The sequence below is a fragment of the Rhodococcus sp. WY5 genome, from assembly GCF_018588185.1.
In the GTDB taxonomy this organism is placed as follows: Bacteria; Actinomycetota; Actinomycetes; order Mycobacteriales; family Mycobacteriaceae; genus Rhodococcus_F; species Rhodococcus_F qingshengii.
In genome coordinates this window covers 4,710,806-4,726,905 of the sequence record NZ_JAAMPR010000001.1, presented here as the reverse complement: position 1 = coordinate 4,726,905, position 16,100 = coordinate 4,710,806, and the positions used below count along the sequence as shown (strand labels likewise).

Sequence of the window (16,100 nt, the reverse complement as noted above, 5' to 3'; positions counted from 1 at the left end):
CATGTGTCTGGGGATTCCGGGACGGGTACGCGAACTACTGGACGGATACGGAGGTCAACTCGCTCTCGTCGACGTGGAGGGGGCACCACGCAAGGTCAACATCGGAATGCTCGACGAAGGCACCGTCACGGCAGGTGACTGGGTGGTGATCCACATGGGCTTTGCAGTCGAGAAGGTCGACGAGCAGGGAGCTCGCCACGCTCGGGCCGGCCTCGAACTGATGGGCCGTGGTGGCCACGACGGTGAGGTAGTCGACTCCGATACTGGTAACGGTGAGGTCGGGACATGAAGATCGCCTGCCGTGTCATCGTTCGTGGCGTAGTCCAGGGGGTGGGCTTCCGGCCGTTCGTCCATGCGACCGCCACCGAACTGGGACTGTCGGGTTCGGTGGGAAATTCTGCTCTCGGTGTCGTGATCGACGTCGAAGGCGACGGAGAGACAATCGATGCATTTGTCGCTCGGGTGCGAAACCGCCCCCCACCGCTGGCACGGGTGGAGTCGGTAGAGCGCGAGGACTCGCGGCCGGTTGGTCGTGAGGGGTTTCGCATAGTCGAGACGGATGCGGGGTCGGTCGGGCGAACCTTGGCGCCGGCGGATGTCGGGATCTGCGACGACTGCCTCCGGGAACTGACTGATCCGAGCGATCGGCGATATCGTCATCCATTCATCACCTGCACCAACTGCGGTCCGCGATTCACGATCATCGAATCGCTACCCTACGACCGGGCCGCTACGACGATGAAGCGATTCCCGTTGTGCGCGAACTGTGCGGCGGAGTACGTGGATCCCGCCGACCGCCGGTTTCATGCGCAACCGATTGCCTGCCCGCAGTGCGGTCCAACGCTATCGTTCGTGGAAGGGGACGCGCCCGCCGTGACCGGTGAGGGTGCACTGCTACGAGCCCGATCCCTACTGCGAGACGGGAAGATTCTTGCTGTCAAGGGAATCGGAGGATTTCACCTGGCTTGTGATGCCCGCGACGACCGCGCGGTTCACGAGTTGCGTGAACGCAAGCATCGAGCAAGCAAGCCGTTGGCGGTGATGGTGCGCGATGTGCCAGAAGCCAGAGAGTTGGGTGTGGTCGGTGATGCCGAGGCTGATGCCATGTCCTCGCGCGAGCGCCCGATTATGCTGGTTGCCAAAGCGTCTGGATACGCGCTTTCCCCCTTGATTGCCCCCGGCATTCCGGATATCGGAATCATGCTGGCCTACAACCCGATTCAGCATCTTCTTCTGGGTTTGGCCGGAGAAGAGGCGGGCCCAGCGGTGTTGGTCATGACATCGGCGAACATCGGCGGTGAGCCGATTCTGTACTCCGACAACGATCTCGAACGATTGGGTGACCTGGCCGACGGGGTATTGACCCACAACCGTCCGATCTTGGTGCCGTGTGACGACTCGGTGATGCGAATAGTCGGCAGTGGAAGACAGTTGCTTCGTCGCTCGCGCGGATATGCTCCGCTGCCTGTCACCGCGCCGTTCGACGTACCGCCTACCTTGGCGGTCGGGGCCGACCTGAAGAACACCTTCTGTCTTGCCGAGGACGGATATGTGTGGCCGAGTCAGCACATCGGAGACATGGGCGACCTCGCTGTCATCGACAGTTTTGCTGCGTCGGAGAGTCACTTCGAATCGATCACGGGGGTGGTGCCGCACCAGATCGCCTGTGACGAGCATCCGCGGTATCGCTCGTCCTCGTGGGCTCGCAGTCGTAGTGGTGACCGACCGGTGCGCATCGTCGGGCATCACCACGCACATGTGGCTTCCGTGATGGGGGAGAACGGCCGGGACGGGAGCGAACCAGTTCTCGGAATAGCGTTCGACGGCACCGGCTACGGGGCGGACGGCGCAGTGTGGGGAGGGGAACTACTGCTGGCGACGTACAAGGGTTATCGCCGTCTCGCGCATCTTGGATACGTACTGCTGCCCGGGGGCGATGCCGGAGTGGAACGGCCGTACCGAATGGCGCTCGCCCACCTGTGGCATGCCGGGTTGGACTGGGAATCCGACCTCGCGCCCGTGGCAGCCTGTCCGCCCCGAGAGCAGTCGGTCCTACTTCACCAGATGGAAACCGGTTTCGGGTGCGTTGACACCTCCAGCATGGGACGGTTGTTCGACGCAGTCTCCTCGCTGACCGGGGTCCGACAGAGGGTCGACTACGAAGCGCAGGCCGCCATCGAGTTGGAGGGGGTGTCGAGGGGAGTCGACAGCGCCGGTTCGCGGTACACCTTCGATTGGACGCAGTCGGACGACGATTCGTGGACAGCAGATCCGCGGTCGGTCATTCGGGCTGTTGTCCGCGATCTCCGGGAGAAGTTGCCCGCTGAAGTGATCGGCGCCCGTTTCCACGAATCCGTAGCGCACCTGGTGCTCGAGTGGGCAATTCGTGGCCGGGAACTGGCGGGAGTGGACGAGGTAGTACTCACCGGAGGTGTCTTTCAGAACCCTCTACTGCTCGTTCGGGCGTGTGCTCTGCTCTCAGACGCTGGATTCACGCCGTTGACAGGACTGGAGTTGCCGCCGAACGACGGCGGTCTCGCCTACGGCCAAGTGCTGGTGGGGAGTTCGTCATGAGGTCAGGAGTTGTGTCATGTGCCTAGCCGTACCGGGACGTATCGAGTCCCTGGAGGAACGCGACGGAACGACGATGTCGGTGGTGAACTTCGGTGGCGTCCGAAAAGAAGTGTGCCTCGAGTACATTCCGGGCGCCCAAGTCGGCGAGTACGTCGTGGTGCACGTCGGATTTGCCATCCAGCGACTCGACGAGGAATCCGCTCGCAGCACGCTGGCGGAATTCGAGCACCTCGGCGTACTCGAAGAGGAATTCGGTGACGGGTTCGAAAGGGCTGCCCGGGCCGCGGGGATCGAACCGAAGGAGACGGAATCATGAAATATCTGGACGAGTTCTCCGATCCGGAACTGGCCGGCAAACTGCTGGATCAGATCCGTGCGCTGGCCACACGGCGATGGGCGATCATGGAAGTGTGTGGTGGTCAGACACATTCGATCATCAGACACGGCATCGATCAATTACTTCCCCAACAGATCGAGATGATCCACGGACCCGGATGCCCGGTCTGTGTCACCCCGCTCGAGATCATCGACAAAGCTCTCGAAATCGCGGCAAGACCCGATGTCATTTTCTGCTCCTTCGGGGACATGTTGCGAGTTCCGGGGAGTTCGTCGGATCTGTTCCGCATCAAGAGCGCCGGCGGTGACGTGCGGGTGGTGTACTCACCGTTGGATGCACTGACTATCGCCAAGGAGAATCCGGACCGGCAAGTGGTGTTCTTCGGGATCGGATTCGAGACCACCGCGCCGGCCAACGCCATGACCGTCTATCAGGCCAATCGCCTGGGTATCGAGAACTTCTCGCTACTCGTCTCGCACGTTCTGGTCCCGCCGGCGATGGCCGCGATCATGGATTCGCCAGAGTGCCGCGTGCAGGCATTTCTGGCGGCCGGGCATGTATGCAGTGTGATGGGAACGTCGGAGTACCCGGCGCTGGCCGAGAAGTACAAGGTCCCGATCGTCGTCACCGGATTCGAGCCGCTGGATCTGCTGGAGGGCATCAGAAAGACGGTGCTGCAGTTGGAATCGGGTCGATACGAGGTCGAAAATGCTTACGCCCGTGCCGTCACCGCGCAGGGCAACACCGCAGCGAAAGCGATGCTCGAGGATGTGTTCGCCGTGTCGGACCGGACGTGGCGCGGCATCGGATCGATCCCGGACAGCGGTTGGCAGCTGGCACCGAAGTATGCGTATTTTGATGCCGAAGAGCGTTTTTCGGTGACCGATATCCATACCGACGAGTCGAGCGTCTGCCGTTCCGGAGAAGTGTTGCAAGGTTTGATCAAGCCACACGAGTGCAGTGCCTTCGGGAAGGAATGCACTCCGCGGAATCCGCTCGGTGCCACGATGGTGTCGTCCGAGGGGGCGTGCGCCGCGTACTACCTGTACCGGCGCCTGGAACTTCAGGAGGCGGGTCATGCCGGCTGAGGAGACCGCTGTAGTGGACTTGTCGGCGTGGGTCTGCCCACTGCCGCTGCGTGATTCGCCGAACATCGTCATGGGGCACGGCGGTGGAGGAGCGATGTCCGCCGAGCTCATCGAGCACCTGTTCCTGCCCTCGTTCGGAAGCGCTGCCGATGCAGAACTCGGTGACTCGGCCGTATTCGACGTCGGCGGGGTGCGGCTCGCGTTCTCGACCGACTCGTATGTCGTCAAACCCATGGTGTTTCCCGGCGGAACGATCGGCGATCTCGCTGTCAACGGAACGGTGAACGACCTGGCGATGGTGGGAGCGCAGCCATTGGTGATGTCGACGGCATTCATTCTGGAAGAAGGGACGGCACTGACCGACATCGCGGGAATCGCGAAGGCGCTCGGTGAGGCCGCGCACGTTGCCGGCGTTCGGCTGGTGACAGGTGATACCAAGGTCGTCGATGCCGGTCACGGCGACGGAGTCTTCATCAACACCGCAGGAATCGGGATTGTCGCAGACGGGGTGGACATCAGCCCCACTCGCGCACAAGTGGGTGACGTCGTGATCGTCAGCGGCGACATCGGCGTTCACGGCGTGGCCGTGATGAGTTGTCGCGAAGGTCTCGAATTCGGGACCGAAGTGCGCAGTGATTGTGCGGCCCTGAACGGCGTGGTGGCCGACGTGATTGCCACCGGCGTCGACATCCACGTCCTGCGCGACCCTACGCGGGGCGGAGTCGCCGCGACCCTCAACGAGATCGCTCAGGCGTCGAACATCGGGGTTGCGCTGGTGGAGCGAGATCTGCCGATTCCCGCTGACGTGCGCGACGCCTGTGGGCTACTCGGCTTGGATCCGTTGTACGTCGCAAACGAGGGCAAGTTGATCGCTTTCGTTCCACGCGAAGATGCCGCCCTGGTTCTGGAAGCGATGCACGGCAATCCACTGAGTGTGGGAGCCGCCGTGATCGGGGAGTGCGTGGCCGAACATCGCACAATGGTGGTGGCGCGTACGGCATTGGGAGGCAATCGGGTAGTGGATTTGCCGGCAGGTGAACAACTTCCTCGGATCTGCTGATGACTGCCGTCGGTATGAACGGGCCGGCATTGTTTGCCCGCTACGCGTATCCGCCGAACGAGTTGGGTTACTGCGGACCCGACGATCCTTCAGTGCTGCTTCGTCTGGCCAGCGGCAACTCGGGCAGCGGCGACCGTGATCACGCTCGTCAATTCGACGGTGCGTGGCCGTACCTCGAGGCATTGGCTGTAGGAGCGGGCATCGACGACCCCCTGGATTCGCGAGTGATCGAAGCCTATTGGGTGGGAGGTGATCTCCTCGACTCTCTCGATTCGGGGAAGTTGTTACAGCACTTGAGGGGGGCATTCGGTGAACGCGAGAACACCGGGTTCCTCCCCGTCCTCGGGGATATGGACCGCGCGCTCGCGCACCACAGCTTTCACGTATTTCTGGTGTATCCGTGGGTCAAGCTTCTTCGGAAGCGCGGTGCGGTCCCACTGTCCGTCCTCCAGAACTGCCGGATCAGATGGGGAGTGGTCGAGGACGTCGGCGAGGAGCATGCATTGGTGGTTTCGTCCCCGCTCGAGTTCGACGGTGAGCAACTCGCACGCGGCCGACCGGCAACGCAGAGAGTGCGGTGGAGGGTCGAGGGCAACGCGCTTGCGGCGATGCCCGTCCCCGGCGCTGTGGTGACGATGCACTGGGATTGGGTGTGCGACAGGATAACGGCAGAGCAATCACGTGCATTGGATGCCGCGGAAGACTCGGGATTGCGGATCGCGAACCGAATGCTGTCGACCGATATGTGATCGTCAGTTCCCCTCCAGGGCGGAGGCTACGGTGAATTGGGGTAGCGCGGTAACGGACAGCGCACTGTGGTTGGCAGAGGCATATGCGATCACGGTAGTGGTTCTCGTCGTCACCGCGCTGCTGCTTGCTCGGTATACCGTCTGGGGCAACCAGTTTCGGCGAATGGCTTGGCCCTACTTCGATCCCCGGCGCACCGTCATTCCGCTGTCGATTCTCGCGTTACTGCTGCTGCTCACGATATTCGGTGTCCGCGTGACGGTGTTGTTCTCGTACTGGTACAAGGATTTCTACGACGCCATTCAGAACCTTGACGAAACCGCTTTCTGGCACTACCTGCGAGTGTTCGCGATATTGGCCGCAGTCCACGTCGCTAGCTCACTCGTCGTCTACCTGGTAGGCCAAACACTCGATATCAATTGGCGCAGTTGGCTCAATGACACATTGACCGACGATTGGCTCGACGGCCGCGCCTACTATCGCGGAAACTTCCTGGAGAACCCGGTCGACAATCCGGACCAACGTATTCAGGCAGACATCACCGCATTCGCGACGTCGTCCCGCACGTTGTCCATGGGCGCCGTCGCCGCAATGGTCTCGATCGTCAGCTTCACCAAGATCCTGTGGGATCTGTCCGGTCCCTTGACTGTTTTCGGTGCCGAGATTCCGCGAGCGATGATCTTTCTCGTCTACATCTACGTGTTGGTGACCACGGCACTCGCATTCTGGATCGGCCGGCCTTTGATCATGCTGAACTTCTTGAACGAGAAACTCGGCGCCAGCTTCCGGTACGCGTTGGTTCGACTACGGGAGTACGGCGAAAGCATCGCCTTCTATCGCGGAGAGAACGTCGAACGACGCACGCTCGGACTACGTTTTGCTGCAGTGATCCGCAATATGTGGGCGATCGTCTTCCGGACGCTCAAGTTCAGTGGCTTCAATCTGGCAGTGGATCAGACAGCGGTGGTGTTTCCGTTTCTGGTCCAGGGATCTCGATTGTTCAGCGGGCAGATCACTTTCGGCGACGTGATGCAAACTGCTCAAGCATTCGGCCAGGTGCACAATTCGTTGTCGTTCTTTCGAGAGTCCTATGCCGATTTTGCAAGTTTCCGGGCCACACTGATCCGTTTGACCGGGCTCGCCGATGCCAATCGACGTGCCCGCGCACTTCCCGTGCTCGACGCGTTCTCCGCTGGCAGTCATTTGGTTGTTCGGGGACTCGACGTGCGCACGCCGGTTGGTGAGGCGTTGATCTCCGAACTCGACATGTCACTGGGGCCCGGCGATGCACTGCTGGTGAAGGGTCCGTCGGGTAGCGGCAAAACCACGCTGCTCCGCAGCATCGCGCAGTTGTGGCCGTACACAAACGGTTCCGTGATCACCCCGGTCGGAGACGTCCTGTTCCTCTCACAACGGCCATACCTACCATTGGGTTCTCTGCGCGCGGGTTTGGCATATCCGGACCAGTTGCCCTCAGGTCAGCCGAACACTGGGCGTTCGAACTTCGACGACCGCAGGCTCCACGACGCGCTCGCCGAGGTGCATCTCGCACATTTGATCGGTCGGCTCGACGAGCCGGCTGATTGGACTCGAATTCTGTCGCCGGGCGAACAACAACGGTTGGCGTTCGCCCGAGTCCTCCTGATCCGACCGCGAACCGCATTTCTCGACGAGGCGACATCCGGAATCGACGAAGGCCTCGAGTACACGCTCTACGACATCCTTCGCCGTGAACTGCCCGACAGCATCATTGTCAGCGTCGGGCATCGCAGCACCCTCGACGTTTTTCACAATCGACAACTCGAACTGCGCGGTGCGGGACACTGGACTCTCGCTGATCACGAAGGCTGAGAAAACTTTCGACGGCCGGATTCTTGCGACAGGATTCGGCCGGGTTACCCGCCGCGCCGCGATCGATCGAAGACACCGACCGTCACGAGGTCGAAGGGTTGCGGAAGTCGTTTGTGTGCTGGAGCACCCAGGCCGCAATCCTGGTGCGCGAGCCGTACCCCAGTTTGTTCAGTATGTGATCGACGTGGCCGTCGACAGTGCGCTGAGAAATGACCAGCTTGTCCGCGATTGCTCGATTGGTCAGGCCCTGTGCGACGAGTTCGGCCACCTGCTGCTCCCGCGGAGTCAGCACTTCGTCAGCCGCCGATTTCGGTGATCCACCTGGCGGTTGCTCTCTCAGCGCGCGGGCCGCTGCGTCGTCGAGAGTCAGAGCTCGTCCATGATCGAATGCTGTTTGAAAAACCCTGTCTCCGATCCGGTTACGAGCCTCGGTTACGCTGTTTTCGTGGTACGGGACCATGCTCCTGAAGGTGTCCATCGGGCTGCCCGTGGCGGTGAACAGCGTGTCGGCAGCTCCCATCAGTGTGGCTGCCAGCTTTGCGTCCCGGTCGACAAGCGTCCACGCGATTTCCTCGAGGCACCATGCACATCCGAACTGGTTACCCAGCCCTCGCAGCAATCGGAGAGAATCTTCGAGTAGCTCGATACCGCGAGCGTGGTTGCCATGACGCCACAGGGCGGATCCGTAGTCCGACATCGTCATCGACCGCCACAAGATTTCGCCGCGCGATTCGGTGAGGGCCAACTCCTCCTCGTAAATGCTTGCAGCCCGGTCGGTTTCGCCGAGTGCGTCGACGACGAAGGCGAACCAGTAGAGCGCGGGTACCAGACGGGCGATGTCGTCGTTTGCCCGGAATGCTGCGACAGCCTGCTCCAGGTACTCGGCGCCGCGCACGAGATCGCCGTCGGCGACCGCGACGAATCCGAGCGTGTACCGCGCCAGTATGCGACCGTCGTCGTTCCGCTGCATCTCGGCCTGTCGCCGAGCCTCTTCGGCAATGCTTGTCGCCGAAGCGATATCTCGTTGGAGGGCTGCCAGCAGTGCGCCTGTCGCGGCGGCCTCGACTACCGCCTCACCGAGAGTGCCCTCGGTCAGTTCGGGCACCTCGGCCAGGGCGCGACCCAACCAGTAGCGACCTTCGTTGAATCGACCACGTGCAAGCCAGTAATCATGCAAGGCACTTGCGGTACGCAATGTGGCTTCGACCGAGTCGGGTTCGGTCAGACCGAATTCCAACGCGGTGCGCACGTTGGGTAAGTCGCGGTCGATCCGCGTCATCCAATCGATTTGGTGCGGCCCCGTCCAGTCGACTCCGGCGCGGAAGACGAGTTGCCTGAACCACTCACTGTGCCTGCGCTGCAGCGAGACCCACTCGTCGACTGACACCAGTTCACGCCCGTAGTCGCGAAGAGTCTCGAGTAGGCGGTAGCGGACGTACGAGCCGTTTTGTTCACGGATGAGGATCGACTTGTCGACAAGGGACATCACGAGATCGCCCAAGTCGTCGTTCTGTGCTTCGTCGGCGAGAATTCCTTCGACGGACCCGAGATCGAAGCTACCCGCAAATACGCTCGAGTTCGCCCACAACGACTTCTCCGGCGGCGTACACAGATCGAAGCTCCAGTCGATACTCTGTGCAAGCGTTTGTTGACGCGCTGGAGCGTTCCGGCTGCCCCGCGTCAGCAGTTGGAAGCGGTCGTCGAGTTTTTGCAGGATCTGATCGACCGACATCGCCCTCAGTCGGGCAGCCGCCAACTCGATCGGCAGCGGTAGTCCTTCCAACCGGCGGACGATCTTCTCCACAGCCGCGCTGTTCTCGCTGGTGATGCGGAAGTCCGTCACGGAGGAACGTGCCCGCTGCTCGAACAGCATCATCGCATCACCATCGCGGGTGTCGGTTGGCGACGGCGCCTCGTTGGGAAATCGCAGAGGCGGTACCCGTAATACCATCTCGCCGGGAATGTCGAGCGGTTCTCGGCTGGTCGCCAGAAGTGCCAATCGGGCACAGCACCGGAGAAGTTCGGCGGCGGTGTCGGCAACCCAGCCGATGAGGTGTTCGCAATTGTCCAGAACAAGCAGGACACGTTCGTCGACGAGACGGCCGATCAGTACCGATCGCGGTGACCGCGTAGATCGGTCTTGTACTCCGAGTGCGGCAAGAATCGTCTGATCGAGAAGTGCCGGCTCCCGCAGTTCGCTGAAGTCGACGAACCAGACGCCCCCGGGGAACGCACGGGAGGAATCATCGGCGGCACGGAGCGCCAAGCGGGTTTTGCCGACCCCACCCAGGCCCGTAAGGGTCACAAGCCGCTAGTCCGACAGCAGGCGTCGGACTTCTTTGGCCTCGGACCGACGACCGACGAAACTGCTCAGTTCGATCGGTAGGTTTCCTCGTTTTGCCGCCATGAGAATCGCGCCGAATTTGTACGTGCTGAGTGGATTGACCCCACACAGTGTACGCGGAATCGCGTGTGCGAAATCTGTCAAGGCACCACCGGTGTTCGCCCGTGATTGCCGTTGGGCCGAAGCTTTTCGGTGCATGACGCGGAATAGCGAACACTTTCCACCGACGTAGTTCGCGCCTCATTCGAAAGGGATGAGAGGCGCATTTCATCTTTCTGGCGCACTTACGATTCGGGCATGAAACGTGTGTGGGAAGGTGTGCGGCGCTACGGCAAAACGCTGCACTCGGTCGGGTTGTCGTTCGGTCTGGTGTTTTTCGTCCTCTCGATGAGCCCGTCCCTCTTACCGCGCGCGTGGTACCTGCAGGGCGTGGCAACCGGTATTTCCGTCGCCACCGGGTACGGCATCGGTGTGAGCGTGGCGTGGATGATCCGCAAATGCGGAGTCGAACCGACATGGTCGGACCGGACCAAGCGGATCGGTTGGGCCGTACTCGCCGTACTGGCAGTGATATTGGTGCCTCTTTTTCTGATCTTGGGTTCGTGGTGGCAGCAGATCGTCCGTGATCTGGTCGAGGCGCCTCGCGTGAACCGGGCGAACTATCTTCTGGTGCTGCTGGTTTCGCTAGTGGTGTGGTTGATCTTGCTGGAGGCGGGTCGCGGTCTGCGGCATCTCACCAGAGGACTCGCTGCCGTTGCTCTGCGGTTTGTTCCCAAGGAAGCAGCGAAAGTCGCGAGCTTGGTCGTCGTCTTCGCGTTGGCGATCTTCGTCGTCAACGGTGCCCTCTACAACGGGCTCATCGCTTTTGCGAACTGGAGTTTCTCCGGCGCGGACAACGACACGCCCGATGGTATCGGCCAGCCTCTGATCGCCGAACGCAGTGGTTCACCCATGTCTGCGGAGGCATGGGATTCGCTGGGCAAGGAGGGTCGCACTTTCATGGGTAGCGGGCCGTCTGCGGTGCGGATTTCCGCGCTGACCGGCCGGGACGCGAAGCAACCCATCCGCGTGTACGCCGGCCGTGAGTCGTCGGATTCCGTCGACGGTGTCGCGCAGCGGGTCGTCAACGAACTCGAGCGCACCGGCGGCTTCGACCGTGCCGTCCTGGCAGTAGTGACCACCACCGGCCGCGGCTGGGTGAACGACGACGTGGCGTCCGCTTTCGAATACGTCCAGGGCGGCGACACCGCCATCGCGGCGATGCAGTACTCGTTCCTTCCCAGCCCTTTGGCATTCATCGCCGATCGCGAAACCCCGATGGCCGCAGGCCGGGCGCTGTTCAACTCTGTCTATGCGAAGTGGATCGATCTGCCGCTCGACAAGCGCCCCAAGCTTGTCGTTTTCGGCGAGAGCCTCGGATCGTACGGGGGACAGGCCGCGTTCGCGGGAGCACAGGACATGGCGACGCGGGTGGATGGGGCGTTGTGGTCGGGGACTCCGAACTTCACCGCTCAATGGCAGGAGATCACCAGCAGTCGTGACTCCGGCTCACGGGAAGCCGTGCCGGTGATCGACGACGGGCAGTCGATTCGTTTCGCTGCCTATCCGGGGGATCTCGAACTGGATGCGCCGTGGAACGACTCACGCGTCGTGTACTGGCAGCACGCCAGCGACCCAATTGTCTGGTGGTCTTTCGACCTGCTTCTGAACAAGCCGGACTGGCTTGCCGAGCCTCTCGGCCGTGATGTCGATCCGGGAATGACGTGGATACCGTTCGTGACATTCTGGCAGGTGACACTCGACATGGTCTTCTCGGCGGACGTTCCGCCAGGTCACGGGCACAACTACGGTGCCGAGGCGGCGGACATGTGGGCGCGGATCCTGCACCCCGACAACTGGTCTCAGTCGGACACCGACGCGATTCGCGGCGCTCTGACAAACGACTTTCAACCCACCAAGTAGTAGTGCGGAGTGCGGACCTCGTGACGGTCTCTCGTCGTTGGACCGGGAGTACTCGCTCTAGATCGTTCTATCACTGTTTGTCAGCTATCTAACAAGGAGCGCGATGCATTCATCAAGAACACTCGTAGCTGCGGTGGCGCTGAGTGCGATCACTGTATTTGCCGGGGCTGGGTCCGCGGTTGCCGCGCCGGCGGTCGGATCTGTCGATTTCGGCTCGTCGAGCGGATCCGGATCAGGAACCGGTTCGGCTAGCGGATCCGAATCTGGTTCTGTCGATTTCGGATCCGGCGGACCGGACGTCGAGCATCCGGTGTCGACCTGCTTCTGGTCCGTGCCGATCAATCCCGAGCGCGCGGACCCACAGCTCAACTACGCCTTTCCTGACACTGCGGCGATTTACTGGGCTGCGCAGTTCACAATCCCCGAGAACGCCGAGTTGGTTATCAGAGGGCAGTATGCGCATGCGCGCTATCAGTCGTTGAACTCGTACAACGCAGCAACCGCGATGCCGACCGCCGTCCTCAATGACATTTCGACAGCTCCCGACGCAGGTTCGCGCAACACCTATCTTCCCGGTGCCGATCGATCGAACGAAAGTGCCAGGTCGTACACGGCTTCCGTCCTCAACGAGGCCTCGCCTGCTGAGCCGAAACCCAACACCTTGTATGCCGGTGTGCCAGGTCAGGACCGGATAAGCCTGCTTTATCGCATCTACCTGCCGGACAACGGGCGTGATCTCACCGGCGGCGTTGGACTGCCGGAGCCAGAGCTGCACCTTTCCGGTGGTCAGGTGTTGCGCGGGCAGGATCTGTGTTCAGCGGTCGGTGCGGACAACGGAATCTTGAAGCCGGCTTCGCTGCCGCTGGACACGTACAAGGCATTGCGTGACCAACCGGGCAAGCCTGCGACATTCCCTTCCGAGCAGACACCAGTCTGGCGGGCGTACTACAGCGCCGAGTTCACGCTCGGCTGTACCTATCTCGGCAAATGCGATGGCACACCCCAGCGGGTGGGCGGGCAGTACTCCAACATCGACAACAGCTACGTCACCGCTGAAGTCAACCGTGGGTTCGGCGAAGTTCTAGTACTTCGGGGAGAGTTGCCGAGGACTCCGAAGACGACAGGCGGCGCAAAGAATCTCGACAGCGCAGTCGACATGCGGTTCTGGTCGATGTGCAGCAATGAATCGCTGGCAACGACGAAGGTAGCGACGTGTCTGTTCGACGAGCAGATGGCCACTGATGCGGATGGTCGCTACACGATTGTCGCGTCGCTCCCTGAAGACCGACCCGCAAACGCTACGAAGGAATGTGGGGTGTCATGGCTTTCGCTCTCGCCGGCCGGTGACGGCGCAGGGCACCCCGACGATTCCCTCTTGATCATGCGGAACATGCTGCCGGCCAAGGACTTCAGCCACGCTGCACACGACACCAAGACGCCCGGTGACGAGAAGGCAGTGATGGGAGAGTATCTGCCGGACGGGCAATATACGTCCAAGCTCGCGTTCGAGGGCAGTGGCTGCGCGAAGTAACCCGTCTTTACGCGTGAGGTCACTACTCGAGATTGTGTCTGGTGATCCTCCTCGATGATGTCGGCTGCGCTCTGCTGCGAGCGCAGCCGACACACCGTTGACCAAGTCTTTTCGCGATCTTCGGTGGGGAATCGGGGCCTGCGGTTCAGGCACTCATCCCTTTCGAATGAGGCATCAACTACGCAGGCGCTCGCAGTGTCAGCATTGTCGCGCAGCGGTATCGGCTGTGCTCTGTTGTCCGTCGTGGCGGACAGGGGCGGCTTTTCTCGCCTACCGCCTATCCTGCTTGCCGCAATCAGAAATGAGTTTTGACATGGGTTCCGTTGTCGGAGAACTTCTCCCGTTGGCCGTCGGTGTCGCCGTGTCGCCGGTGGCCGTCATCGCCACCATCTTGATGTTGCTCTCCAAGCGAGCGGGTAGCACCAGCGCCGGGTTCGCGGTGGGCTGGTTACTCGGAATCTTCATCGCTACAGTTTTTTTCGTCATCTTGTCCAGTGCCGTCAGCACGTCAGACGACGGACCGTCCGCCACGGTTTCGTGGATCAAACTAGCTCTCGGTGTCCTCCTGTTGGCCGTCGGGGTCAAGCAGTGGCGGGGGCGCAGCGGCGAGCACGAAACACCGAAGTGGATGCAAGCCGTCGACGAGATGACCGCGGTCAAGGGATTGGGCCTTGGATTCGCGCTCGCCGCGATCAACCCGAAGAACCTGCTCATGTGCATCGCGGCCGGAGTGTCGATCGGCTCGGCGTCGTTGGCGACCAGCGGAGCGATCACCTCGATTCTCGTCTTCACGGTCATCGCCAGTTCAACTGTCGCGATCCCGGTCATCGGATACGTGGTGGCTGCTGATCGCCTGCGAAAGCCGTTGGCCAATCTCAAAGTCTGGCTCCAGGACAACAACACCACGGTGATGAGTGTGTTGATCTTGGTCGTCGGAGTTGTTCTGATCGGCAAGGGAATTGGCGGAATCTTCTGATACCCGCTCTTTCGCGTGGTGTGAAGGCGCGATTCCCGGATGATCGTTCGATCAGGCGCGCTTGACCGCGTAGTCGCCGTCGGCGTGGCCGATCAGTTGCCATCCGCCCTCGATCGGGGACAGTCGGACGTCGGAGAGATTCGTGGTCTCGAGCTGTGGCCGGTCGGTGCCGGGGTACCAGGCCTCGACCCGTCCGGTGCCGCTCCCGTCAAACCCGTCACGCGATACCTCCGTCAGCGTGCCGGGCGCTGCCCGCGGATACGCTCGCGAGAGTGGCGCGGCGAATCCCTCTACGAGCCCGAGTGATTCACCGGACGGGCAGTCGATGCGATTCAGATTTCCCTGTGGCTGGTGGGTATTGCCGTCGCGAACCGGGTGGGGGTCACCGCACGCTTGTGTCCACGACCACCACGCGCCGCCCATCCGGTACTTGTCGGTGGCATCGACGAAGCGGTCGACGTCTGCTCTCTGCTCGTCGGCGTCGCCGAACCAACCCCATTCACCTGTCCACAACGGTGCGTCGTACCAGGCGGCAGCGAGGTCGGCGATCTTGAATCCGTCTTCGATTCCGGGAAATTCGCTACTGACCGTTATCGATTCGCTGTAGAGATGGGGCGAGAAGACCACCAGGGGATCGGTCAGGTAATGGCGTGGAGGCAGCGCGTCGAGGCCGAAAGCCGACCAGATCGCGCTGGGCTCGAAGAACACGAGGTGTGGAAATCCTCCTGCTTCGGCCTGTCTGATGGCGTCGGTGGCCCGCTTGTAGAACTGCCCGATCTGATCAGCTGCCGTGAATGGATCGCGCAGGCCGGGGTTCGGTTCGTTCAACAGGTCGTATCCGGCTACAGCTGGTTCGTCTTTGAACTCGGCAGCCAACCGCGCCCACGTCGCGACGAGGCGACTCTGGATTCCTTGCTCGTCGTCGTAGAACGCCTGGAAGGCATGGGCGATCGCGGGTGCGGCTTCCCTGAGTCCACCGATGTTGCAGGTTGTCCATCCGCCGGTCAGGGTTGCCCACTCGGGTGCGCCGTCCCAGCCGACTCCCGGCTCCATGAAAGACGGGCACGACTGGTCGCTCGGGGTGCCGACGTACGGGCCCCATGCATCCTGATGCATGTCGAGAACGGTGTAGATGCCGTGGTCTTTTGCATCCTGGACCGCTACTCGGATGCGGTCGACGTACGCAGTGTCGAATGCACCGCGGGTCGGTTCCAGGAGGGACCACGCGACGTTGAGCCGGACGACGTTGAAGCCCAGCGCTGCCATCTGCGCGAAGTCCGTTCTTCCCAGCGGCGTAACGGTGGGTAGACCGGTGCCGTTGGTTGCGTAGTCATTGAGACCGTTGGCGTTCACGCCGCGGAGCAACACCGTTCGTCCGTCGACGTCCTTGATCGTTCGATCTGCGACGGTCAGTTGGGGGAGAGTCCAGCCCGGATCCGGTGGTGCAGCGTTCGCCGCCGGAGTTGCAATCTGGAGGACCAGGATTGCGAGGGTGGCAAGCAACAGCGCACGCATCCATCGACCTTTCTAGACAAACGTCCAATTCCGAGTCGAGGCTAGCGTGAGAAGACCTCTTTCCGGCGCGGTTTGCTCATACCTGTCACGGCCCCGCGTTGCCGAGAACACGTCG

The 16,100-nt window shown here is 61.7% G+C and carries 12 protein-coding genes; 10 read left to right on the top strand and 2 right to left on the bottom strand.

Annotated elements, in window-relative coordinates:
- Position 1 precedes the first annotated feature (1 nt).
- From G4D79_RS21760 to G4D79_RS21730, 7 genes are read left to right on the top strand one after another with little or no spacing between them, the layout of a single operon-like run.
- The gene (locus tag G4D79_RS21760; RefSeq protein ID WP_007735086.1) at positions 2-289 is read left to right on the top strand and encodes a HypC/HybG/HupF family hydrogenase formation chaperone; all 288 of its coding nucleotides are present in this window, start codon (positions 2-4) and stop codon (positions 287-289) included.
- A complete protein-coding gene (gene hypF, locus G4D79_RS21755) occupies positions 286-2,574 on the top strand; it encodes a carbamoyltransferase HypF (RefSeq protein ID WP_214514373.1) in 2,289 nt (762 codons plus the stop codon). The genes G4D79_RS21760 and hypF overlap by 4 nt, the downstream gene beginning before the upstream one ends.
- Before the next feature lie 16 nt (positions 2,575-2,590).
- On the top strand, positions 2,591-2,890 hold the full coding sequence (locus G4D79_RS21750) for a HypC/HybG/HupF family hydrogenase formation chaperone (RefSeq protein WP_003942168.1): 300 nt from the start codon (positions 2,591-2,593) through the stop codon (positions 2,888-2,890).
- Positions 2,887-3,999, top strand: coding sequence for a hydrogenase formation protein HypD (gene hypD, locus G4D79_RS21745; RefSeq protein ID WP_042450712.1), 1,113 nt, complete (start codon positions 2,887-2,889; stop codon positions 3,997-3,999). Before G4D79_RS21750 ends, hypD begins: the two co-directional genes overlap by 4 nt.
- Complete coding sequence (gene hypE / locus G4D79_RS21740; RefSeq protein WP_214514372.1) at positions 3,989-5,059, top strand: hydrogenase expression/formation protein HypE; 1,071 nt, start codon at positions 3,989-3,991, stop codon at positions 5,057-5,059. The genes hypD and hypE overlap by 11 nt, the downstream gene beginning before the upstream one ends.
- On the top strand, positions 5,059-5,808 hold the full coding sequence (locus G4D79_RS21735) for a DUF6390 family protein (protein ID WP_063316545.1): 750 nt from the start codon (positions 5,059-5,061) through the stop codon (positions 5,806-5,808). The genes hypE and G4D79_RS21735 overlap by 1 nt, the downstream gene beginning before the upstream one ends.
- A 31-nt stretch (positions 5,809-5,839) precedes the next feature.
- Entirely contained in the window at positions 5,840-7,657 is a 1,818-nt protein-coding gene (locus G4D79_RS21730) for an ABC transporter ATP-binding protein/permease (protein WP_214514371.1), read from the top strand.
- A gap of 82 nt (positions 7,658-7,739) precedes the next feature.
- Here G4D79_RS21730 and G4D79_RS35280 read toward each other — a convergent pair whose 3' ends face one another.
- Positions 7,740-9,962 carry a LuxR C-terminal-related transcriptional regulator gene (locus G4D79_RS35280; RefSeq protein WP_308252603.1) on the bottom strand — a complete coding sequence of 741 codons (2,223 nt, stop codon included), beginning with the start codon at positions 9,960-9,962 and terminating at the stop codon, positions 7,740-7,742.
- A 336-nt stretch (positions 9,963-10,298) separates the two neighbouring features.
- On the opposite strand from G4D79_RS35280, the gene G4D79_RS21720 reads away from it, so the two are divergent.
- The 3 genes from G4D79_RS21720 (at position 10,299) to G4D79_RS21710 (ending at position 14,470) form a co-directional block, all read left to right on the top strand.
- On the top strand, positions 10,299-11,963 hold the full coding sequence (locus G4D79_RS21720; protein WP_214514370.1) for an alpha/beta-hydrolase family protein: 1,665 nt from the start codon (positions 10,299-10,301) through the stop codon (positions 11,961-11,963).
- A 103-nt stretch (positions 11,964-12,066) separates the two neighbouring features.
- Entirely contained in the window at positions 12,067-13,494 is a 1,428-nt protein-coding gene (locus G4D79_RS21715; RefSeq protein ID WP_054827139.1) for a hypothetical protein, read from the top strand.
- Between the two features lie 313 nt (positions 13,495-13,807).
- Positions 13,808-14,470, top strand: coding sequence for a GAP family protein (locus G4D79_RS21710; protein WP_007735094.1), 663 nt, complete (start codon positions 13,808-13,810; stop codon positions 14,468-14,470).
- Between the two features lie 51 nt (positions 14,471-14,521).
- Here the strand turns inward: G4D79_RS21710 and G4D79_RS21705 are convergent, their stop codons facing one another.
- Positions 14,522-15,985, bottom strand: a complete 1,464-nt coding sequence (locus tag G4D79_RS21705; protein ID WP_054188556.1) for a glycoside hydrolase family 5 protein — start codon at positions 15,983-15,985, stop codon at positions 14,522-14,524.
- Positions 15,986-16,100 lie beyond the last annotated feature (115 nt).